This window comes from Affinundibacterium macrobrachii, from assembly GCF_014652415.1.
Classification (GTDB): Bacteria; Pseudomonadota; Gammaproteobacteria; order Burkholderiales; family Burkholderiaceae_D; genus Undibacterium; species Undibacterium macrobrachii.
Genome location: NZ_BMYT01000001.1, coordinates 1,312,709 through 1,336,900, shown reverse-complemented (window position 1 = coordinate 1,336,900; position 24,192 = coordinate 1,312,709). Strand labels below are relative to the sequence as shown.

General features: G+C 44.5%; 16 protein-coding genes and 2 tRNA genes. All 18 read left to right on the top strand.

Going from position 1 to position 24,192, the window contains the following annotated elements; all coding sequences use genetic code 11:
* The first annotated feature begins 62 nt into the window (after nt 1-62).
* The 18 genes from tolA (at nt 63) to IE103_RS05760 (ending at nt 24,173) form a co-directional block, all read left to right on the top strand.
* On the top strand, nt 63-887 hold the full coding sequence (gene tolA, locus IE103_RS05845; protein ID WP_229827100.1) for a cell envelope integrity protein TolA: 825 nt from the start codon (nt 63-65) through the stop codon (nt 885-887).
* A 6-nt stretch (nt 888-893) separates the two neighbouring features.
* Nucleotides 894-2,171, top strand: a complete 1,278-nt coding sequence (gene tolB, locus IE103_RS05840; protein ID WP_189344999.1) for a Tol-Pal system beta propeller repeat protein TolB — start codon at nt 894-896, stop codon at nt 2,169-2,171.
* A 78-nt stretch (nt 2,172-2,249) separates the two neighbouring features.
* Complete coding sequence (gene pal / locus IE103_RS05835) at nt 2,250-2,774, top strand: peptidoglycan-associated lipoprotein Pal (protein ID WP_189344998.1); 525 nt, start codon at nt 2,250-2,252, stop codon at nt 2,772-2,774.
* A gap of 180 nt (nt 2,775-2,954) precedes the next feature.
* Complete coding sequence (ybgF, locus tag IE103_RS05830; protein WP_189344997.1) at nt 2,955-3,716, top strand: tol-pal system protein YbgF; 762 nt, start codon at nt 2,955-2,957, stop codon at nt 3,714-3,716.
* A 53-nt stretch (nt 3,717-3,769) separates the two neighbouring features.
* A tRNA-Lys gene (locus tag IE103_RS05825) sits at nt 3,770-3,845 on the top strand.
* A 98-nt stretch (nt 3,846-3,943) separates the two neighbouring features.
* A tRNA-Lys gene (locus tag IE103_RS05820) sits at nt 3,944-4,019 on the top strand.
* A gap of 190 nt (nt 4,020-4,209) precedes the next feature.
* Nucleotides 4,210-5,277: a LacI family DNA-binding transcriptional regulator gene (locus IE103_RS05815; RefSeq protein WP_229827098.1), complete on the top strand. Its 1,068-nt coding sequence runs from the start codon at nt 4,210-4,212 to the stop codon at nt 5,275-5,277.
* Nucleotides 5,278-6,015: 738 nt separating this feature from the next.
* A complete protein-coding gene (locus IE103_RS05810) occupies nt 6,016-8,325 on the top strand; it encodes a TonB-dependent receptor (RefSeq protein ID WP_229827096.1) in 2,310 nt (769 codons plus the stop codon).
* Nucleotides 8,326-8,426: 101 nt separating this feature from the next.
* Nucleotides 8,427-10,400: an alpha-amylase family glycosyl hydrolase gene (locus tag IE103_RS05805; RefSeq protein ID WP_229827094.1), complete on the top strand. Its 1,974-nt coding sequence runs from the start codon at nt 8,427-8,429 to the stop codon at nt 10,398-10,400.
* 57 nt (nt 10,401-10,457) lie between these two features.
* Complete coding sequence (locus IE103_RS05800; protein ID WP_189344996.1) at nt 10,458-11,462, top strand: PfkB family carbohydrate kinase; 1,005 nt, start codon at nt 10,458-10,460, stop codon at nt 11,460-11,462.
* A gap of 91 nt (nt 11,463-11,553) precedes the next feature.
* On the top strand, nt 11,554-12,873 hold the full coding sequence (locus IE103_RS05795) for an MFS transporter (protein ID WP_189344995.1): 1,320 nt from the start codon (nt 11,554-11,556) through the stop codon (nt 12,871-12,873).
* 126 nt (nt 12,874-12,999) lie between these two features.
* Nucleotides 13,000-13,884, top strand: a complete 885-nt coding sequence (locus tag IE103_RS05790; protein ID WP_189344994.1) for a class I SAM-dependent methyltransferase — start codon at nt 13,000-13,002, stop codon at nt 13,882-13,884.
* A gap of 172 nt (nt 13,885-14,056) precedes the next feature.
* Nucleotides 14,057-15,514, top strand: coding sequence for a Ppx/GppA phosphatase family protein (locus IE103_RS05785; protein ID WP_189344993.1), 1,458 nt, complete (start codon nt 14,057-14,059; stop codon nt 15,512-15,514).
* Between the two features lie 149 nt (nt 15,515-15,663).
* A complete protein-coding gene (locus tag IE103_RS05780; RefSeq protein WP_229827093.1) occupies nt 15,664-16,347 on the top strand; it encodes a hypothetical protein in 684 nt (227 codons plus the stop codon).
* A 540-nt stretch (nt 16,348-16,887) separates the two neighbouring features.
* Entirely contained in the window at nt 16,888-19,722 is a 2,835-nt protein-coding gene (locus IE103_RS05775) for a TonB-dependent receptor (RefSeq protein ID WP_189344992.1), read from the top strand.
* A gap of 273 nt (nt 19,723-19,995) precedes the next feature.
* Entirely contained in the window at nt 19,996-21,510 is a 1,515-nt protein-coding gene (locus IE103_RS05770; RefSeq protein ID WP_189344991.1) for a tryptophan halogenase family protein, read from the top strand.
* Nucleotides 21,511-21,561: 51 nt separating this feature from the next.
* Nucleotides 21,562-22,761, top strand: a complete 1,200-nt coding sequence (locus IE103_RS05765) for a cation:proton antiporter (protein WP_189344990.1) — start codon at nt 21,562-21,564, stop codon at nt 22,759-22,761.
* 83 nt (nt 22,762-22,844) lie between these two features.
* Entirely contained in the window at nt 22,845-24,173 is a 1,329-nt protein-coding gene (locus IE103_RS05760) for an MFS transporter (RefSeq protein WP_229827092.1), read from the top strand.
* Nucleotides 24,174-24,192 lie beyond the last annotated feature (19 nt).

The window sequence follows — 24,192 nt, the reverse complement described above, 5'->3', positions numbered from 1 at the left end:
CATATTGACACGATTTGTGCGTTCAATATCTGTAGCTAGAATGAAGAAGTAGTTGAAAATCAATGAATGAATTTACTTACAACGCCGCAACACAAATGCATCCTCGCGACGGCATGCAATGGCAGTCGCTCGGCTTGGCTGGACTCGTGCATTTGTTGCTGTTCGCATTTCTTGTGATTGGTGTGCAATGGCAAAGCAGTGAAACGGTGGCAGTAGAAGCGGAAATTTGGGACTTAACCACCAGAGAAGCTGCACCGCTGCCAGTTGCCCCTGAACCACCGATTGAAGAGCCAAAGCCTGTCGTTGAGCCACCTAAAGAGATCGAGAAAGTTGTTGAAAAAGAAGATCCGGAAATCATCATCGCGCAAGAAAAGAAGCGCAAGCAATTAGAGAAAGAAAAACAAGCTGAGCTTGAAAAGCAGGAATTAAAAAAAGCCGAGCTTGAGTTAGCGAAGAAAAAAGCAGCAGAAGAGAAGAAACGTCTAGCTAGAGAAAAAGCGGCACAGGATAAGATCTTCGAAGAAAATATGCGTCGCTTGAATGGTCAAGTGGTAAAGTCAGGTTCGGGCGGTTTAGGTGATGCCTTGAAATCCACTGGAAATAATCGTGGTGATCCAAGTTATAACGCGAAGGTGGCAGCGAAAATTAAATCGAATACGATTTATGTCGTGAGTGATAATTCATCGAACAATCCAACAGTCGAGTTTGTGATTCAATTATTTCCTGATGGTTCGTTAAAAGGACCGATCAAGAAAACCAAATCATCTGGGGTATTAGCGTTTGATGATGCAGTGGCAAAAGCGATTGAAAAATCACAGCCATTTCCACGCGATAAATCGGGTGAAGTTCCAAGCAGTCTTAATTTAGTTCATAGAATGAAAGATTAAAATTTGATGAAAAATTCTTCGATATTTAAAGCCCTGATTGCGGGCGTAATCACGCTAGTTTGTGGTTTGGTGCAAGCACAAATGCGGGTAGAAATTTCGGGTGTGGGTTCGAATCAAATCCCGATTGCGGTCGCTGCATTTGCGAATGAAGAACTATCACCACAGTTAGTTTCGACAATTATTCGAGATGATTTGAATCGTAGCGGATATTTTCGTTTAATCGAAGTTGGCACAGCGATATCAGAAACTGCAACTGTCGATTTCGAAGCTTGGAAAACGCGTGGAGCAACTGCCTTGGTGGTGGGCAGCGTGCAGAAGAAAGGCGAAGGCCGTTATGATGTTCGTTACAAGCTGTTTGACGTGCTTAAAAATGAGATGTTGTCAGGCTTTTCTATGGATACACCAAATCCAAAGATACGTTTAACCGCACACAAGATTGCGGATGATATTTATGAGAAATTGACTGGCATTCCAGGTGTATTTTCAACACGGATTGCTTATGTGACGAAAGCGGGCAATCAATATCGTTTAGAGATCGCTGATGTTGATGGTGACGGCGTTCAAGTTGCCTTGACCTCGAAAGAACCCATCATTTCTCCAATTTGGTCACCAGATGGAATTAAAGTCGCGTATGTTTCGATGGAGTTAAAGAAGCCGATTGTTTATATTCAAAATTTGATGACGGGTCAACGTACTACGGTCGCCAATTTCAAAGGTAATAATTCTTCGCCATCATGGTCGCCAGATGGCAGCAAATTACTGGTCACTTTGTCCAAGGGCGCAATTGCACAAATTTACTCGATCAACGCAGACGGTTCTGATGTTCAACGTTTGAGTAATTCAAATGGGATAGATACCGAGGGACGTTATTCACCAGATGGTCGTTATATTTATTTTGTGAGTGATCGTAGCGGCGGTGCACAAATTTATCGCATGAACGCTGACGGAAGTGATGTTAAACGTATCACCTTTAAAGGTAGTTACAATATTTCTCCACGTATTTCGCCTGATGGCAACACCATGGTTTATATCTCACGTCGCGATGGTGGCGACCAAGTCTATGCGATGGATTTGTTAAACAATGGTCAAGAATTGAAGATTTCTGATACTAATCGGGATGAGTCACCAAGTTTTGCTCCAAATGGAAGGTATGTCTTGTATGCAACACAGGTTGGACGTCGTGGTACTCTCGGAATGGTTTCAACAGATGCAAAAGTAAAGCAAAAATTGACAATTCAAGCAGGTGAAATTCGTGAGCCAACTTGGGGTCCTTTCATGAAATAGTGGAGTTTTACCGTTTTTAGGGTACAATTTCGAGTTAAGTCTTTGTTTTAGTTTTTAAATTTCTATCAGGAGAGTTTCATGCGTTTTACATCAGCATCCAAAACCGTTGCCGTTTTGTTGGCAAGTGTCGCTTTAATTAGTGCTTGCAGCACTCCAGTAAAATTGGAAGAGCCAGCAAAGATCGTTGAAGCAAAACCAGAGCCAGTAAAGGCAGATACACGTGAAGTGAAGCCACAAGTTGCTGCTGAAGTTGATCCGTTGACACAAGGCGCATTGGCTAAACGTAGTATTTACTTCGACTTCGACAGCTATGTAGTGAAAGAAGAATTCAAAGCAACTATCGAAGCACATGCAAAATACTTAGTTGCAAACAAAGGTCGTAAGATTTTGGTTCAAGGTAATACTGATGAACGCGGTGGCCGTGAATACAATATCGCATTGGGTCAAAAACGTGCAGAAGCAGTGCGTAAAGCATTGGCATTGTTGGGCGTAGCTGAAGCGCAAGTTGAAGCAGTATCTTTGGGCGAAGAAAAACCAAAAGCAACTGGTAGCGACGAAGCATCTTGGGCAGAAAACCGTCGTTCTGACATCGTTTACCAATAATTCCTTAAAGATAATTTTCTAAATTATTTTTAATTGCAGTAAGTGAAAACGGACTTTGCAGTGTCATACTGCAAAGTCCGTTTTTTATGGTTCAATGGTATTTGTGTGGGTTTGCATGCATAGTAGTTTGAGTGATTGTGCGTGATTATATTTTGACCGTATTTTGATTGAGGTAGCAAAATGAATGTATCTGTTTTGACAAAGAAAATGCAGGCGCTTGTATTTGCCGGCTTGTTAATGCCTGCAGTCGCTTCTGCTGGATTGTTTGATGATGAAGAGGCGCGTAAAGCAATTCTTGATCTTCGAGCGAAGATCACTGCATTAACCGCAAAAATGGAAGCAAGGCTGGATGATAAAGCGGATAAAACAAGTGTGTTGGAACTGAATAATCAGAACGAACAATTGAAAGCAGAAATTGCGACTCTGCGTGGTCAAATCGAGGTTTTGTTGAATGATCTAGCGAACTTGCAAAAACGTCAGCAAGATTTTTATGTGGATTTGGATAAGCGCTTACGTGCTTTAGAGCCTAAAACCTTGACTGTGGATGGGCGCCAAGTGACGATTGAGCAAAGCGAGCAGCGAAGCTTTGATGCGGCGATGAGCCTATATAAAGCCGGCCAATACGCGAATGCGGCATCGGCTTTTACCGCGTTCACTTTAAATTACGCTGATTCCGTTTTTGCCAGTCAAGCGCAATATTGGTTAGGTAATTCTCATTACGCCCAGCGCGATTGTAAAAACACCATCGTCGCTTTAGACAAGCTACTAAAAAACTATCCTGATAATGCTAAAGCACCTGATGCCATGCTGAATATCGCTGCCTGCCAGTTGGAGTTGAAGGATAAGAAAGAAGGTCGGAAAACTTTACAGGCCGTAATTGCAAAGTTTCCGGGGACAGAAGCAGCTCAAGCGGCGAAGAGCCGATTGGCTTCGACAAAATAATCCCGTGCTGCAATTGACAGCTTGATAGAATCATCCTATAATCTCGTTCTTTCGGGTCGTTAGCTCAGCTGGTAGAGCAGCGGACTTTTAATCCGTTGGTCGCAGGTTCGAATCCCGCACGGCCTACCACGAATTCAGTGAAGGACTTAGGTGTAAATCTAAGTCCTTTTCATTTACCGGATATTTCGTGTCGTAGTTTAAAAAATCGGTAAATTGCAACAAGTTTTGGGTCGTTAGCTCAGCTGGTAGAGCAGCGGACTTTTAATCCGTTGGTCGCAGGTTCGAATCCCGCACGGCCTACCAAAACAAAAAAGACTCAGCTTAGGCTGGGTCTTTTTTTTTTGCTCATTTTTTGGTGGTGGACATTGGTGCACGTTGATACTTTTCTTGTGCGCACTTGCTGTTTGATATGCGCTATGACGTTTGTTTTTCATAGCGGTGAAGCGCTATTCTGTGATACTTTTGAAATATCCTAATTTCGAGCATCAAGTCAATGAGCAAGTCGCCAGTTTCAGTTGTAGCAGTCCCATCGAATCCAGTTTCCGCTTCGGAACAGAAGCGTTTGCAAATGGCGGATATCGCGCGATTGGCGGGCGTATCAACCTCGACAGTTTCTCGCGCATTAAACAAAAGCCCTTTGATCAACGAGGAAACCCGAAGTCGCATCGAGCAATTGGCGAAGTCTTTAAATTACTCGATCAATGTCGGTGCGCAAAATTTGCGTTTAAAACAGAATCGTACCGTCGCGGTGGTCGTGCCTTTTGATAGTACTTCGCGCCAGCACTTATCTGATCCTTTTTTTCTTAGTATCTTGGGTAGTATCGCTGATGCTCTGACAGCGAGAGGATTTGATATGTTGTTGACGCGTGTGGATGCTGAAGAGTTAGATGCAGCAGCGCAGATATTCCATACTGGGCGCGCGATTGGCGTGATTTTGATTGGTCAATGGCGACATCATGATCAACTGAATCAAATGGCTGCCAGACGCGTACCTATTGTGGTTTGGGGTGCGCAAATTCAGCAGCAATTGTATGTGACTGTCGGTAGCGATAATGTTGCTGGTGGATTTTTGGCGACTGAACATCTGCTGTTGAATCAACGTCGTCGAATAGCTTTCTTTGGTGATACTCAGTTGCCTGAGGTTGCCGATCGCTTTCAGGGATATCAGAAAGCCTTGCAGCAATATCAAATTCCGTTTGATCCTACTTTGGTTTTGCCCGCTGTATTTACCGAGGAGGGTGGTCGCGCTGCGGTTGCGGAACTGTTGGCGCGTCAAACGCGTTTTGATGGACTGTTTGCTTGTAGTGATCTTTTGGCGATGACGGCAATTAGTTCATTTCGCGAACGTGGCTTGGTGACACCACAGGATATTGCTGTGGTTGGCTATGACGATATCGAGTTAGCGCGCTATTTTCATCCTCCCCTGAGTACCGTACGTCAGCCCTTAGTTGCTGCTGGCGAGGCTTTAGTCTCTGCTGTGTTGGCTTTGGCGGAAGGGCAAGTGCTGCCACCAGTTCTGTTACCGACTGAACTTGTCGTACGCCATTCTAGCGTGATGTAAGTTTATTTTAACGCTTCCTATTTTGCTTCCTAGTAAGTGCCTAGTTTTTCTGCGGGCACTTAATTAGGCTTAATGATGCGATGCTCTTAAGGTGGTCTTATGTTTGTTTTTAACGACCGCTTTATCCATGGTTTCTTGTAAAAAAAGCTCAACTTTCGATCGTCAAGCAATTTAAAACATCAATATAAAAAATTAATATGCGTGAGTTTAAATAGTTATGTTTGCAATCGTTTGCATCGTTTTTGCCACATTCACCTTGGTGCGCTCTCTGTAGCGCCCATAACTCTGCTGCATTGCAGCATCTTAGTGTACGTCAACGTAGTGTAAAACTAAGATTGAACATCTCTATCTATATGATTTTATAGTGAGAAATAGTTTTATTTCTGAATTTTTCTGCATCCAATTAAACAGTTTTTGAAAACGATTTATTGTTGTATCGCACAAAAAATAATTTATGCAATCGATTGCATAAATTATTTTTTCAACCCATAATTCCATCATCGGTAAAGAAAAACTGTAATCGTCTTCCACTTATCCCGAGAAGCGACTTCTTGTGCGGAAATGACGATGCCATACCTTAGCTTACTTGAGCCTAATTGAGCTTAGATGGCTGGATGGTCAAGTGCCAAAAGTGCTTGCAAACGAGTTCTTACTGAGGAATTTCGCTTTGATGAATTGCATCAATCCGCATTGAGCAAATAGGCATAAAGCGTTTAATCGAACACCAAGGAGACGAAGATGCGTGCATTAACAACAGAAGTGACGGGTAAATTAAATCAGATGACTCTTGCGGTTGCATTGGCTTTAAGTGCAATGGCAAGTTCGCAGGCACAAACGGCAGCACCAGTGAAAGAAAAAGACGGCTTGAATCTGGAGACCGTGGTGGTTACCGGAACACCTATAGGCAAGTCCAAAATGAAAGCGAGTGTGTCGGTCAGTACATTGGAATCTGATCAGATCATGCAAGCATCACCAACCAATGCAGCAGAAATTTTACGTTCTATTCCAGGTGTACGCGCTGAATCTTCCGGGGGGGAGGGCAACGCTAACTTGACCGTACGTGGTGTGCCTGTGTCGGCTGGTGGTGCGCGTTATGTGCAATTTCAAGAAGATGGTTTGCCGGTATTGCAGTTCGGTGATATCGCTTTTGTCACGCCAGATATGTATTTGCGCGCGGATGGTGGGTTAAGTCATTTGGAAGTTGTTCGCGGCGGTTCTGCATCGACTCTTGCAACCAATGCGCCCGGTGGCATCATCAATTTCATCACTCGTAACGGTAAAGAAAAAGGTGGCAGCATCGGTCTCACCAAAGGTTTAGATTTTAATCAAACGCGCTATGACTTCGACTATGGTGCTGCGATCTCTGAAAAAACGCGTTTCTTCATTGGCGGACATTATCGTATTGGTGATAGTTCTCGTCCAGCAGGTGTTACCGCTGAAGATGGCGGACAATTACGCGCCAACATCACGCACGAATTAGATCAAGGCTATCTGCGTTTGAGCTTTAAACATCTTGATGATAAAACGCCGATGAATATGCCGGTGCCGGTCAAAACCATCAATGGTGTGATTACAGAATTACCTGGTATCGATCCGCGTACCGCGAGTTTTTATTCGCCATATTGGGTGAAGGATATTGTCCTCGATAAAAATAACCAGCGTATTGCTGCCAATATCAATGATGGTTTACAGGTTAAGAACAATGCGTTTGGTGTCGAGGCATCGTTCAACCTAGGCCAAGGATGGAAGCTGGATGATAAATTCCGTAAATCCAGCAATAGCGGCCGATTTATTTCGATCTTCCCTGCAGATAATGGTAATCCGCAAAAGAATATGAGCTACGCAACAGGCCCTAATGCAGGTAAAGCTTATTCCGGCGCGGCGGTGACTGCTGCGGTCTTCAATACTTCGATTGATGATTTGGGAAGTACGGTTAATGATCTACGTGTGTCGAATAGTTTCCAATTGGGTGATGGCAAGCTGGCGTTCACTGGTGGCTTGTTCACCTCTTTGCAAAACGTTTCTCTCACATGGAACTTTAATCATTATTTACTGCAAGCGAGTGGCGACAAACCTGCTTTGTTAAATTCTGCTGCGACGGTCGCTGGTTCTGCTGGCTTGCTAGCGCAAGGAACCGACGTTTGGGGCGGCTGCTGCAATCGCGCGATTGACGCGCAATACAAAACGACCTCACCTTACGCGAGCTTAGGATATGAGATTGGTGATTGGAACGTCGATGCCAGCATCCGCCGCGATAGCCAAGATGCTTCTGGTACATACAATCAAGCGGTCAATCAAAGCTATCAACAGAAGAATTCCAAAACGATTGATTACTCGGTCAATCATACTTCGTACTCTGCAGGTGTAAATTACAGCTTCGATAAAAATCTCGCATTCTTTGCGCGTACTAGTGAAGGCATCGCATTTAATGCAGATCGCATTATGTTTGGCAATCCGCTCGATGGCTCTGTGCCGATTAGCACGAATATTGTGAAGCAAAATGAAGCTGGTTTTAAATGGAAATCCGGTGGATTCAATAGCTTTGTGACTTTCTTCCAAGCCAAAACCGATGAGTCGAATTTCGAAGCAACGACGCAGAAGTTCACCGCCAATAGTTACGATGCCAAAGGTACTGAAATTGAGGCGAGTTATCGCATTGGTGCATTTAGTTTGAGTGGTGGTGCGACCTTTACCAATGCGGAAATTGTGAACGCCAATGATAAATCAATCATCGGTAAGACACCGCGTCGTCAAGCACGTACGGTGTATCAATTGATGCCAACTTGGAGTGCTGGTGATCTGGTACTCGGTGCGAGTGTGATCGGCACATCTAAGTCATGGGGTGACGATAACAACACGATTACTATGCCAGGATTTAAGGTGGTAAATGCGTTTGTGAACTATCAAATCAATGAGCGTTTAAAGGCATCGCTGAATGCGAACAATCTATTCAATGCGATCGGATATACCGAAGTTGAGGGTGATGGTCATGCAGCACGTTCCGTCAATGGAAGATCCATTCGCGCTACGCTGACGTATAGTTTTTGATCGCCAGTCGCTAGCCACAAATCGTTTTATCGATTTGATTGATCTGTTGTGTTGAAAGGCAAGCAAAGTAGTTACTTCACTTTGCTTGCCGCAACACTGAAATGTCTGTTCGTATTCTCTTTAAGTTTATTGCCATGAGTTCTTCATCTTCCCCGACACCGTCAACCTCATCTCGGGCGACTCTGCTTCAGCTACGCATTCAGCGATATTCACCGAGTTTGCGGGAGAAGTTGGCACAGGTCTATGGGCAGCATGAAAACTTCGATACATGGATGCAGCAATTAATTGCGCAAGTCACTGAGTTGGCGCAACAACGTAGTTCAGATTTAGTCGAATTAGATAATCAAAGATTGCACAATCCAGATTGGTTTTTGCAGCAAGATATGCTCGGATATTGCACTTACGTCGATCGCTTTGCTGGCAATCTGCAAGGTGTAAAACAGCAGATTCCGCATTTGGTAAATTTGGGAGTACGCTATTTGCATTTGTTACCGTTTTTTCAGGCGCGATGTGGCGAGAACGATGGTGGTTTTGCGGTCGCTAGTTTTGATCAAATTCAAGATGGCTTGGGCAGTATTGATGATTTGCTTGAACTCACATCGGCACTACGTCAGAACAAGATTTCTCTGTGTGCAGATTTCGTTTTAAATCACATCGCAGATGATCATCCTTGGGCGCTCGCTGCAAAGCACGGTGATACGCGTTATCAAGCCTATTTTCACACCTTTGCTGATCGTGAATTCCCAGATCAATATGAGCAAACCTTAGGGCAAATTTTCCCGCAAGCTGCGCCAGGTAATTTCACGTTTAATCCCGAGTTACAAAAATGGGTTTGGACGACGTTTTATCCTTATCAATGGGATTTGAACTACAGTAATCCTGAGGTGTTCGCGCAAATTGCGATCGTGATGTTGCGTATGGCGAATTTGGGGATAGAGGCGTTTCGTTTAGATTCGACTGCTTTTCTGTGGAAGCGACTTGGCACGAGCTGCATGAATCAGACAGAGGCACATCTATTGTTGCAAGCGCTGCGCGATATTATTGAGATTGCCGCGCCTGGCGTGCTTTTAAAAGCCGAAGCAATTGTTGCGACCGCTGATTTACCGGCTTATTTAGGTAGCGAAGCACAGGGAGTGAAGGAGTGTCATATCGCTTATCACAGCAGTTTGATGGCTTCGTCTTGGGTTGCGTTGGCTGAGCAAAAAGTAGATTTAATTGAAGCGGTGATTGCCGCGACACCAGATTTGCCCGCTCAAGCGAGCTGGCTGAATTACGTGCGTTGCCATGATGATATAGGTTGGAATGTACTACGTGCCGAGGCTGCTGGTGCCGATGGTGATGCGCAGTTGGCGAAACAACGCTTGAAGCATGCGGCACTTTTTTTCTCCGATCAGAGTGCTAGTTATGCCGATGGTTTGCAGTTCCAATCGAGTGATCCTGAAGCTGTACATGGCACGGTGGGTATGGCTGCATCGCTTTGCGGTTTGGTACATTCATCAGCAGCGCCAGATCCAATTGTTGCCGAGGTTACCGAGTTGTCGATCCGTCGTATTCTTTTGATGTATGGCTTGAGCTTAAGTTTTGGTGGTATTCCCTTGATTTATATGGGCGATGAATTTGCTCAAACAAATGACCGTTCTTTTCTAGATGATCCTGCCAAGAGTATGGATGGTCGTTGGTTGCAACGTCCCTATTTTGATCATGATGCGCAAATGCATTTACATGATATGTCGCGTTGCTCCAGCCAAGTATTTGCACAACTTAGTGAATTGATTCGACAGCGTCAGCAATTGCCAGCATTGGCAGCGAACACGGCTCGTCAATTATTAAGCACGGATTCAGCACAGGTACTGGGCTTTGTGCGTGGTGATGTGAACAGTGCAGAACACCTTATTTATTTGTCGAATTTTAGCGAGTTAGCGCGCACTTTAGATGCGGAGAAAATCGTTAGGCAAATTCCATTTGCGACAAACCGTCAAGTTGCGTATGTGGATGTATTGAGTGGTGAATTGATCGGGCAGAAGATCGATTTGCCAGCATATTCGCAACGTTGGTTGCGCTTGCTCGGTGCTTAATGGCAGACTGTTGAATGCACGTAACACAACTGATGCGCAACATTTTTCGCCTATTCCATGAAAGTGACCACAGCAATGAACTCATCGACGACTACTAGCAAGCCCAATTTACTGATTTATGGTGAAACCTTAATTGATGAATTCCCGCAGCAAAAAGTGATTGGTGGCGCACCATTTAATGTGGCGCGTAGCTTGGCTTTGTTGGGCGCGAAACCATTGATGATCACGCGAATTGGGCAAGATGCAGATGCGGCCTTGATTCGTGATGAAGCAGTGCGAACTGGCTTGCTGCTCGATGGTTTGCAGATTGATACTGAGCATCTGACTGGACGTGTCATTGTTCATATGGATGCAAAAGAAAATGCGAGCGCACATCGTTTTGAGATTTTGCCAAATCAAGCCTATGACTACATCGGTAGTGAATTAGTCGATAAGCTGTTACAGCAATATTTTTCCGAAACACCACCAGATTTAATTTACTACGGTTCTTTGATTCAAAGGAGTGCGACTTCACAGCAGACCTTGATCTCGATTTTAGAATCTGATTTGACTGAAGGTGCAAGTAAGTTTTTAGATCTGAATTTACGTGATGGTCAAGCAACGCTTGAGACGATTACTTCGTCTTTAAACTACTGCGATATGGTGAAGTTGAACGAAGATGAATTGCAGTTTGTGCTGCAACATTGCTGCCCAGCTGCTAAAGATAAGCGACTCGTGTGCGAATCAAGTAGTCTGCTGCAAGCTTGCGAAGCGCTAATGGCAGAATTTTATATGCAAGCCGTCATCGTCACTTTAGGGGATAAGGGCTATTTTTATTTCGATGCAAATGGCGTGTGCTTACACAGTTTGCAGCAAACACCGATTGCTGTGCAAGTTGTTGATACAGTGGGTGCAGGCGATGCATTTACCGCGATGTTTATCCATGGTTGGCAGAGCAATTGGCCAATCGAAAAAACGATGGCGATGGCGAATCGGTTTGCTGCTGCGATTTGTACGGTGCGCGGTGCGGTTGCCGATCACCTTGATTTTTATCGTCAGTTTTTGGCGCAATCAGCAGATTAAGCGGAATAAGCAGCATAAGCAGTCGAAAAAATTTTGTGTAGCTACTTATGCGCATTCACGCACTTAAATGCATAAATTGGGAGACAAATAAATGCAAATAAAAAAGCCACATCTGTCGTTCTGGCAGATCGTGAATATGAATTTTGGATTTTTTGGTATCCAATTTAGTTTTGGTCTGCAGCAAAGCAGCATGAGCCCGATCTATAGTTATCTCGGTGCAGATGAGGCAAGTTTGCCGTATTTGTGGCTGGCTGGCCCAGTCACGGGTTTGCTAGTACAACCGATTATTGGCGCGATGAGTGATCGCACTATTAGTCGCTGGGGAAGGCGTACACCGTATTTTCTGATTGGCGCAATTCTTTGTAGTTTGGGTTTGTTGGCGATGCCATTTAGTCCAACGCTGTGGATGGCAGCGAGTTTGTTGTGGATTTTAGATGCCGCTAATAATGTGACGATGGAGCCATATCGTGCTTATGTTAGCGATCGGCTAGATAAGAGCCAGCATTCAATCGGATTTCTGACGCAGAGTGCATTCACTGGTTTGGGGCAAACACTAGCTTACCTGACGCCATCGATTTTGGTATTTGCTGGTATGAATAAAAACGCGGTGAATGCTAGTAATATTCCGCACATCGTGATCGCCGCCTTTTTGATTGGCGCGGTGTTTTCTTTGGGTTCTGTGTTATGGACTTTAAAGACTACGCCAGAGTTACCCATGAGCGAACAAGAAATCGCGGTGATACGTAGTCAGGCGCAGGGATTTCAACACACCTTGACTGAAATTTTTGTGGCGATTAAAGAAATGCCTTCGACCATGAAGCAATTAGCATGGATGAAGTTGTTTCAATGGTATGCGATGTTTTGCTACTGGCAATACATTATGCTTTGTCTGGCGAAAACGATTTTCGCGACCAATGACCCTGCTTCTGAGGGCTTTCGTGATGCGGGATTATTAAATGGGCAGCTCGGCGCTTTTTATAACTTCATCGCTTTTATCGCAGCTTTTGCTTTGGTGCCATTTGCGAAGCGCTTAGGGCCAAAGATTGTGCATAGTGTTTGTTTGGTATTGGCTGGCATAGGGATGTTATTGATCCCCGAAATTCAGAATAAACAATGGCTATGGCTACCTATGTTGGGAATCGGTTTGGCGTGGGCAAGTATTATGGGTAATCCTTACATTATGTTGGCGGGCAGTATTCCCAAAGAGCGCACTGGTGTGTATATGGGAATCTTTAATATGTTTATTGTGATTCCCATGATCATTCAGATTTTTACACTGCCATTGTTTTATCGCGGCTTGCTAGGAGCTAATCCAGAAAATGTAATTCGTCTGGCTGGCATACTTTTATTGTTTGCAGCGGCCAGTGTTGGGTTTGTAAAGTTGCAAAAATCGAGCGTGGATGATCATTGATTTTTGCTAGCTGAGGTAACCAGGCGATGAGTTGATTTCATCGCCTTTTTTGTTTTGTAGACTGGCATCAAGTAAAATACGGGCTTACGCAAGATCAGCGCAGTCTCCGCCGCATAAGGTACCAGCATGAAATCCACATCCCCGAAAAAAAATATCGACAACAACGACAAGCACGAAATCCGTCCGGGGCAATCATTGGAGTTGCTGAAAGAATTACATATTTTGACGCGTGACGGCAAGATGAATCAGGATAGTCGTCGCAAGTTGAAGCAGGTTTACCATCTATATCAATTTATTGAACCCTTGATGCAGCAAGTCTTAGAGCAAAAAGGACAGCTCAGCTTGGTCGATCACGGTGCAGGAAAATCGTATTTGGGATTTATCTTGTACGACTTGTTTTTTAAGGCTTTAAGCAAAGACAATGCTTCGTGCATTTATGGTATCGAGACACGCGATGAGCTGGTCGCTAAATCAACTGAGTTGGCGCAGCGACTTGGTTTTCAGGGAATGCAGTTTCTGAATTTGTCAGTGGCAGAGTCGACTAAATCGACAGCTTTGCCTGCGCAAATTGATATCGTTACTGCGCTGCATGCGTGCAATACCGCAACCGATGATGCGATTGATTTTGCGTTAAAAAAGAAAGCAAAATTTATGGTGTTGGTGCCATGCTGTCAGGCTGAGGTTGCCGCCGAATTGCGAAAGACCAAAGGGGATGCGGTAAAAAATAACCCTTTATCAGAAATGTGGCGCCATCCATTGCATACGCGCGAGTTTGGCAGCCAAATTACTAATGTACTGCGTTGTCTGCAATTGGAGTCCCACGGTTATCACGTGCGCGTAACCGAATTGGTCGGTTGGGAGCACTCGATGAAAAACGAATTGATCATCGCCGAGTATAAAGGTAATCGCAATAATAAATCGGCTCAGCGTTTGAGCGAGATACTCAATTCAACTGGACTCGATAATCTACGTCCTCGTTTCTTCTTGCCCGCATCTGAAAGCATCAGCTAGGCGAATAATTTGGTGTGCAGAAAACTGTCACATCCGCGTCACAATTAATCATTAATATCATTTATCCGATTGCTGAGGTACTTGTCAGTATCAAGCTGTGCGATATGATGAGTTCTTTCGTGGTCAGAGCGTCGATGGCCGCATCGTATTCAATGTATGAAGGAAAAAGCGCATGTTTGCAGCGGTAGATCTTGGGTCAAATAGTTTTCGCTTACATATAGGTAGTCATGAAGGCACTGCAATCCGCGTGATTCGTAGCGCACGTGATCCTATACGCTTGGCTGCTGGATTAGATCAAGATGGAAACTTAACGCCAGAAGCAATGCAAAGAGCGATCGCTTGCTTGGCACGATTCAAAGAAATCTTGGCGAGTTACGCCATTGATTCTGTTCGGGTGGTGGCGACAAACACCATCCGTATCGCGAAGAACGCGGCTGATTTCTTGCCGGCAGCTGAAGCAGCAATAGGCTTGCCGATTGAAGTGATTTCAGGTGAAGAAGAAGGACGCTTAATTTACCTAGGTGTGTCGAACTCGTTAGCAATACCAGCCGAGCGTCGTTTGGTAATTGATATTGGCGGTGGCTCGACTGAGATTATTTTGGGGCGTGGACATGAGATCGTGAAGGTCGAGTCCTTTGGAATGGGAACGGTCAAGCATAGTTCTCATTACTTTCCGCAAGGTGTTATCACGGAAGAGGGCTTTGATGCTGCGGTGTTAGCGGTACGATCATTGTTGGAAGATGCCACACCAGCTTATCAACCTGAGTTTTGGCGTAATGCATATGGTTCATCGGGAACGGTGAGAGCGATCTCTGATGCCTTGTATAAAAACGGCTTCGGTGATGCGGAAGTCACGCTAGAAAAGTTACAGGCATTACGCGCCTATTGCATACAACGCGGACAAATTGATGATCTGAATTTGCAAGGGATTAAGCCAGAGCGTGTCGCGATGGTGATTGGCGGTTTAGCGATTTTGATCGGCTTATTCCAAGAATTGAATATCCAAGTTTTGCAACCCATCGAAGCGGGTTTGCGTATGGGTGTGATGTGGGATTTGTATTTGCGTTCAACCAAGCGAGATCGACGCGAACAAGCCGTGCTGGATGTGTTGAACTTATTTCGCGCCGATCTTAATCGTGCGAAGTTGGTGGCAGATATGTCGCGTTCATTATTTGCGCAACTAAAGCCCGCGTCTGATTACTTAAGTAACTATGTGTATTGGAGTGCTCTGTTACACGAAGTCGGTATGGTGGTTTCTCACACCGGATATCACAAGCATGGAAGTTATCTGGTTGAAAATGCAGATATCCCTGGTTTTACCACGCGTGAACAAAAGTTGATGAGTCGCTTGGTGTTAAGTCAGAAAGGTAATTTACGAAAATTGGGTGATGCATTCGCTGATGCCGATTTTGCAAAAGCGGTGTTGGCACTACGATTGGCTGTGAGCTTTATGCATTCACGCGTTGAACTTGATTACATGGATTTCAGTCTCAAGATGAAAAGTAAGATCGAGCTGGAGTTAAAACCAGATTGGGTTAGCCTGCATCCGACAGTTGCCTTCTGGTTACGTAAGGAAATTGAGTGTTGGCGCGAAATTGGTATCGACTTTGTTGTACGTGCTCGAGTTTGAGTCTAGTTTGAATCGATTGCCTTCTTTGTACTATTGATGTAAATTGTTTATATTATTTATTTTATTTGGATGTGTATCGTTGGTTTTGTATTGATAGATATTTTCAGTAGTTATTCAGTAGTAATTCAGTAGTAACCGAGAAGGAGTTAATGATGGTAACGACAGCGAAGAAAAAAGCGCCGGCAAAAGTGGTTGTGAAGGCTGCGGTGAAAGCCAAACCTCCCGTAGTGCCAGCAAAAACGATTGCTAATACAGCGGCAAAGGCGGCAGCAATGCGTAGCGCGGATGAGTTAAAGACTCCAGTTGCGAAGGCAACTTCTAAGCCTGCAAATAAGCCGGTAAATAAGTCAGCGACTAAAGCTTCAGTTAAACCTGCAGCCAAGTCTGTAGCTAAGACTGTAGCGAAGACAGCTCCTGCGATCAAATCTCCATCTGATAAACCTGCGTCGCAATCGAAGACACAGTCTAAATCAGGGATAAAGGTCACTAAGAAGGTAGTAGTAAAAGGCGCGGCAAAGTCAGTAGATGCTGTTCAACTAGAGAATGGCAAGTCTGTGGCGAAGAAATCGGTGCCAAGCGCAAAGTCTGAATCCAACCTTAGAGAGAAAGTCAAGAAGCCTAAATTAGTACGTGATAGCTTTACGATGCCAGAGGCTGAGTATGCCGTGCTAGGGGAAGTGAAAAAAGCTTGTATCGCCGCAGGGATTGAAGTGAAGAAGAGTCAGCTATTGCGCGTAGGTTTAGTGTTATTGAAGAAAACACCGATCAGTACACTGAAAAATTTGGTGGAAAATTTGCAAACACTTAAAGCAGGACGCCCTAAATTGGGTTAAGTATCATCCCGAGTGTTTTAGTTTGAACCGAAAACCGCGATTGCATATCGCGGTTTTTTTATGGGCGAAACAAAGATTTCATCCTAGACTGGGTGTGTGGCCATTGATTGCGTCTTAAGTTCGCATATGGTTTCGTTTTGAACTCCCTTTATTTGAATTATCTTGTACGCAATCCATAAGACGATAAAAAATTAAAGCGCTTTGAATAAATTACAGTGAAAAATACAAAGCGCTTTGAATTTTTTGGTAAAATCTTTGCAATGAAATCTATAAAATGTAGTTTGACTACATAAATTATGATGATGTAACTGTGGTTTTCAAGCCACGTAATAGATAACTTCCTCATAGGAGAGTAAAAATACTTCCTCAATTCTGCGATTTTTCTGATTGACACTAAATTTAGTTTTGGTACAAACTTGAGCCAAGATTTGAATTTAGACCAAAAGTTCATGGATTCGAATTCGATGCTGAAAATAAGAAGTAGTTGTTGATTTCCTCCCCCCCCTAGATTGCAGTGATAAAAAACATTTGGAGATTTAAATGGAACTGAATTTAAGCAAGCGCCAGCAGAGTTCGAGTCTGAACCGTGCGATGGTCAAGTTAACCCCGATTGCTGCTGGTTGCGCAGTGATGTTGGCGCTAAGTTCAGGTGCTGCGTTTGCGCAGCAAGCTGAGCCAGCTAAAGAAGCGGCAAAGGCAGACCCACAGCAAACCACCGAGACCGTGGTTGTTACTGGTATTCGCCGTGGTATTGAAGCAGCGATTTCCTTGAAGAAAAACTCCACCTCCATCGTAGAAGCGATTTCTGCTGAAGATATTGGTAAATTGCCAGACTCTAGCGTTGCAGAATCCATCTCTCGTTTGCCAGGTGTGACAGCACAACGTAGTCGATCTTCTGGTAAAGCAGCCGATATTAGTGTGCGTGGTTTGTCGCCATCATTTAATGGTTCATTGCTCAATGGTCGCGAACAAGCATCAACAGGTAATGCTCGTGCACCAGAGTTTGATTTGTTCCCAGCAGAATTGATGGGTTCAGTCATGATCTACAAAACACCTGATGCATCCTTGATTGGTCAAGGTTTGGCAGCGACGATTGATTTGAACACCTTGAAGCCACTCGATTTTGGCAAGCAAGTTGTATCTGCCGCATATCGTAAACAACGTACTGGCGTGCAAACTGCATCAGAAGGTAGCGGCGATCGTATTTCCTTCTCTTATGTTGATCAATTCGCAGATCGCACGATTGGTTTGTCATTAGGCTTTACCAAGTTCAAAGAAGATGGCGGCGCGCAACAACGTTTTAATACTTGGGGTGGTTGGTCTCCAGAAGTCGATTACAACGGTGCTAAAGTAAAGACCATCGGTGGTTTCGGTGCGGACACAGAAACCAGCAAGAGCGATCGCGATGGCGCATCTGCGACCTTGCAATTTAAGCCAAACAAAAACTTTAAATCGACAATCGACTTATTCTACTCAGCCGGTAGCTCTAGCTTGAAAAAGACTGGGTTAGAAGGTGCGATTGCCGGTTCTGCTGGTGGCTATGATCCAGATGGCGTGTTGTCTAATGCGACTATTGTCAACGGCGTCGTCACAGCAGGTACTTTTAGTAACTACAAAGGTGTTGTGCGTAACCATAAAGAATCTGCAAAAGATAAGTTCACATCCATCGGTTGGAATAGTGATTTGAAAGTAGATGAATGGACTTTGAACGCGGATTTGGCTTATTCCAAAGCGAAAAAAGACGCATCACGCTACGAAACAACGGCAGGTCAACCAGGTAATGCGACTGGTCTGTCATCGATTAGCTACACAGGTTTCAATGGCGGTAACTTCAATGATGTGAAGTACACAACCAGCTTAAATTTTGGTGACCGCAATGTTGCGAAACTGACTGACGTGAATGGTTGGGGCGGTGGTGTTGATTCTCCACAAGCTGGTTATGTTGCGCTGCCAACTGTGAATGACAAAGTAACGAGCTTCCGTTTGACGGCTAGCCGCGATGTTGAGTTTGGTCCGATTGTGACTGCACGTTTTGGCGTGAATGGTACAGATCGTGAAAAAATTCGTGCAGGTCAAGAAGGTCGTTTGGTTGTAAAAGGCACTAACGGCTATGCAACCGCAACCGTGCCAGGTTCAGCAGTGGGTGTTGCTGGAACAACTGGTTTGCCTATCGTTTCATTTGATCCAGAGGGTTCATTGGGTTCAATTTATGATCTAGCTCGCTGGGTTGATGCATCGGTGTTGGCAAAAGATTGGTCAGTTCATGAAAAAGTGACTACCGCTTACGCGATGGGTGACTTAGACGGTGAATTGATGGGCTTGAACTATCGCGGTAATGTCGGTGTGCAATTTGTTCATACCAATCAGTCCTCTACTGGTAACCAAGTTGATTTAGCTAACTGTACAGGTATCACAGCAGCAACTTGCCCATCTAGCGTGGTTGGTGGCGGCACTTCTTACTCCAATATTCTGCCAAGCTTGAACGTGTCGTTTAATTTGGGTAGTGATCAATACTTCCGTGTTGGTGCAGGCAAGATCATGTCACGCGCAAATATGGATGATATGCGTGCAAGCCAAGCATTTGGTGTCACAACGCAAGGCAATAATCCAATCTTGACTGGTAGCGGCGGTAATCCAAACTTGAAACCATTTTTGGCTAAAGCTTTAGATTTGTCGTATGAAAAATACTTTGGTAACAAAGGTTATTTCAGCTTCGCAGGTTTCTACAAATCTTTAGATACCTACATCTATCGTTCACCAACAACATTTGATTTCGCGCCATTTGTTAGTGCGAAAACACCATTGCCATTAACTGGTGCATATAAAGGTTCAACAGTTGGTTTGTTGACTGCTCCACGTAACGGCGAAGGCGGTAGCATCCATGGTTTTGAAATGGCTGTGAACGTACCGTTCAATATGTTTAGTTCCTACCTCGATGGTTTCGGCGCGATGTTGAATCACTCTGACACCTCCAGCAAAATTACTTTGCCAGGTTTTGGATTTGGTAATGTGGCAGTGACATCTTTGAATATTCCATTGCCAGGCTTGTCGAAGAAAGTTTCGAACTTGCGTCTGTACTATGAAAAAAATGGCTTCCAAGTGGCTTGGGCAGCACGTAAGCGTTCTGACTTCTTAGGTCAAGTAAGCGATTACCAAGACAATATGCAGTTGACGATGGTGAAGGGGGAAACGCTGGTTGATTTGCAAGCATCTTATGAATTCCAATCTGGCTGGTTGAAAGGATTGTCTTTGTTGGTGCAAGCAAACAACTGGAACAACACACCGTTCCAAGAGTACAACACCGATCCTAACGTGATCACAAATAAAGTGACTTACGGTAGAACTTATCTGTTCGGCGCAAACTACAAGTTCTAATTTGAACTAAGTAAAGACCCCTGCGCGGCATGGCAGGGGTCTTTTTTTTAGCTTTTGATTTTGTCGATATTGTTGGTTTCTTTGTGTTTCGAAATTAACGATCGAAAAAGAAAAAACAGAAAAGACTTGATGAAAATAAGTTTGGTAAATGGGTTTCTCGGAATGCGGTGCAGTACACTAAGATTTCTAGAAAATTTTCCAATTTGATCGAAGCTTGATCGAAGCCTGATCGAAGCAAATTTCCATCAACTCTTTTTAGCGTGTGAGCTCAAGATGAATAATCCATTAATTCAAGATGTGGTGATTGTAGGTGGTGGTACCTCAGGCTGGATGACAGCTGCCGCCTTAGCCCGAACTCTGCAAGGGCAAGTCAAGATCCGCGTGGTCGAATCTGATGAAATTGGTATCGTCGGTGTGGGCGAAGCCACGATTCCGATGATACAGCGCTTCAATCATGTCTTGGGCATTGATGAAAATGAGTTTCTGCGAGAAACCCAAGGCACCTTTAAATTAGGGATTGAATTTGTCAATTGGGGCAAGCTTGGTGATCGCTACATGCATGGTTTCGGCACTATCGGTCAAGACACCTACACGGTACGTTTTGACCAATATTGGCAAAAGTTTCGCCAACAAGGCAAGGTCGCACCGTTAGAAGAATATTCGATCACACGAATGGCGGCAAAAGCGAATAAGTTTATGCCAGCGAATCATGAGGTAGAAAATTCACCATTAAATCAAATCGCCCATGCCTATCATTTTGATGCGAGTTTGTACGCGAAATATCTGCGCAAGTATGCAGAGAAATTAGGTGTGGTCCGCACCGAAGGAAAAATCACGCAAGTAAAGCAACGCGATACTGATGGTTTTATCGAATCCATTGTGTTGGAAAATGGCGAGGTGATTGCTGGCGAATTATTTATCGATTGTTCAGGCTTCCGTGGTCTTTTGATCGAGCAAACATTGAAGACTGGTTACGAAGATTGGACGCATTTCTTGCCATGCGATCGCGCTTTGGCGGTACCTTGCGAATCGGCGCCAGTATTAACACCCTACACACGCTCGACAGCGCATAAAGCAGGTTGGCAATGGCGTATTCCTTTGCAACATCGCATTGGTAATGGTCACGTGTTTTGCAGCCAATTTACTAGTGAGGATGAAGCTGCTGCAAGCTTATTGGCAAACTTGGATGGCAAGCCATTGGCAGAACCACGCTTGTTGAAGTTCACCACGGGAATGCGTAAGCAATGTTGGAATAAGAATGTTGTTGCGATTGGCTTAGCGAGTGGTTTCTTGGAGCCATTAGAATCCACCAGTATTCACTTGATACAAACCGCCATCGCGCGTTTGATTAGTTTCTTCCCAGGCAAAGTGTTTAATCAAGTCGATATCAATGAATACAATCGTCAAAGCAAATTTGAGTATGAACGCATTCGTGATTTCGTCATCTTGCATTACAAATTAAATCAACGTGAAGATGCGCCATTTTGGAAAAATTGTGCCGAGATGGCGGTGCCAGAAAGCTTGATGCATAAGATGGAAATGTATCGAGCCAGCGGTCGCTTACTGCGTGTGGATGATGAATTGTTTGCTGAAGTCGGCTGGCTGCAAGTGCTTGAAGGACAAAACATGCCAGTCGAGAGTTTTCATTCTTTGGTCAATCTACAAACTGAAGCCGATACCTTGGAGTATCTCGAAAGTGTACGCGACGTCATCGCTAAGTGCGTCAAGGTAATGCCAGATCATGCTGCGTATATCGCTAAACATTGCGCGGCTGTACGTCTATCATGATGTTGCTTCATATTTTCTGTGTGGATTTCTTGATGGATAGGGAAATCTGCCATGAGTAACACCGAAATCTTTTTGATTGCGATGCTCGTGATTTTCAGCCTGCCTTATTTGATTTGGCGGCTCGGGAAAACTGATTACTTCGCCCCTTTGGTGGTAGTGCAAATCATCACAGGTATTTTGCTTGGGCCTGGAGTGCTCGGCAATGCTTTACCTGAGGTGTACCAATTCGTATTTAACCCAGTGGTGGTACAGCATCTAAATGGAATCGCACTTTGGGCGGTTATGATTTTTGTGATGATCGCTGGTGTTGAATTGGATTTGAAGCAAGCTTGGGAACACAAACGCGAGAGTGGAATCACTGCGGGATTGGCGTTAGGTATGCCATTGCTAGTTGGAAGTGGTGTAGCGCTAGGCATGTTGCCGATGGTAGGTTGGATTGGTGAAAAAGCTTTGTCGTGGCAATTCGTGCTTGGTATCGGCATGTCATGTGCGGTTACCGCTTTGCCGATTCTGATTTTGTTGATGGAAAAAATGCAGATCTTGCGTGAACCATTAGGACAAAGAATCTTACGCTATGCCAGTGTCGATGACATTGCGATTTGGGGCGTATTGGCTTTGATCTTGCTCGATTGGACCAGAGTTGGTCGTCAAGTAGTTTTTCTGATGGTATTTGGTGTTGCCGCATGGTTGTTTAGAAAATTGATGCTGCGCTTACAAGAAGCAGATCGATGGTATGCCGCATTGATTTGGTTGGCTATCTGCGCGTTTGCGGCGGATTGGGCAGGCTTACATTTTATGGTGGGGGCATTTTTGGCCGGTGCTGTGATGGATGCGGTTTGGTTTATTCAAGAAAAAATGGATGCATTGCGTCACCATGTCTTGCTGGTAATGATGCCCGTCTTTTTCTTGAGTACCGGTTTAAAAACCAATTGGACGATGGGTGGGGCAAGTGTATTCATTGCCGCGTTTGCGCTGTTGGTGGCCTCCGTTTCTGGCAAATTGATCGGCATACAAATCGCAGGACGTGTACTGAAATGGAAAAAGGGTGAAGCCAGCATCATTGGCTGGTTATTGCAAACCAAGGCCCTGATCATGATTATTTTTGCCAATATTTTGTTAGATAAGGCCATCATCACGAACGCTACTTTTACTGCTTTATTACTGATGGCAATTGCCAGCACGATGTTAACCGTGCCAGTGGTGCAACCAAAACTAATGCGTTTGCGCGAGTTGATAGGACGCAGTTCTTAACACGCTTTGCAAGGTACTAGGCAATACACATAAGCAATACATACAAAGAATAGACCAACTACCGAATTTTTGAGGGGACATTTATGCATCAACTAGCAAAACCTAAACTGTCGTTTTGGCAGATTTGGCACATGAGCTTTGGCTTTTTCGGTATTCAATTTGGCTTTGCGCTACAAAATACCAACACCAGTCGTATCTTTGCCACCTTGGGTGCTGATATCGATAGTCTGTCTATTCTTTGGCTAGCGGCGCCGATTACTGGTTTGTTAGTGCAACCTATCATTGGCTATTTAAGCGATAACACTTGGCATCCAAAATGGGGGCGTCGTCGTCCTTTCTTTTTTATTGGTTCGGTATTGGCATCGATTGCGATGTTTCTGATGCCAAATTCCAGTGTGTTGTGGATGGCAGTATTTGTGCTGTGGTTGATGGATGCCTCGATCAATGTATCGATGGAACCGTTCCGTGCATTTGTTGGCGACAAGTTAGATGCGAGTCAGCAAACTGGTGGCTTTGCGATGCAAACTTTTTTTATCGGTTGTGGTGGCGTGATCGCTTCATTATTGCCAACGATTTTTACTGACTATCTTGGCGTCAGCAATGTGCCTGTCAATGGCGCGATTCCCGATACTGTACGTTATTCTTTCTATGTGGGCGGCAGTGTGTATTTCTTGGCGGTCATGTGGACAGTTTTGTTGAGTAAAGAAGATGCACCCGCCGACATGGATGCCTTTTTAGCAGAGCGTGCGGCGAATCAAGGCTTGGGTAAGGCGGTGAAAGAAATCTTAGGTGGCTTCTTTAAGATGCCAAAGACCATGGTACAACTGGCTATAGTACAGTTTTTTACATGGGTCGCCTTGTTCGCGATGTGGGTCTACACCACACCTTCGATCGCCTCTGGTGTTTTCCAATCGAGTGACGCGCAATCGAGTGCTTATCAAGAGGCAGGTAACTGGGTTGGCATCATGTTTGCCATGTATGGCGGTGTCTCTGCAATTGCCGCGTTTTTATTACCGATGTTGGCCAAAGTCACCAGCCGCAAGTTTGTACATTTGTTGTGTTTAGCGATTGGTGGATTTAGTTTGATTAGTATTTTTGCGATCACCTCCAAAGAGATGTTATTGCTGCCTATGGTTGGCGTGGGTATTGCTTGGGCGAGTGTGTTGACCATGCCATATGCCATTTTGGCGGGCGCTTTGCCCGCAAATAAAATGGGTTACTACATGGGTTTGTTTAACTTCTTTGTGGTGATTCCGCAGATTGTTGCTGGCGTTGTCTTAGGGGCGATTTTGAAGCACTTTTTTGCCAATCAATCCGTCAAGATTTTGATGCTTGGTGGTGCTTGTATGGTGCTCGCAGGCGTATTGACTTTGTTTGTACAAGACGAGGCCGAGAAGGCAATTACAAAATAGATCGCGTGGGTATTTTCTC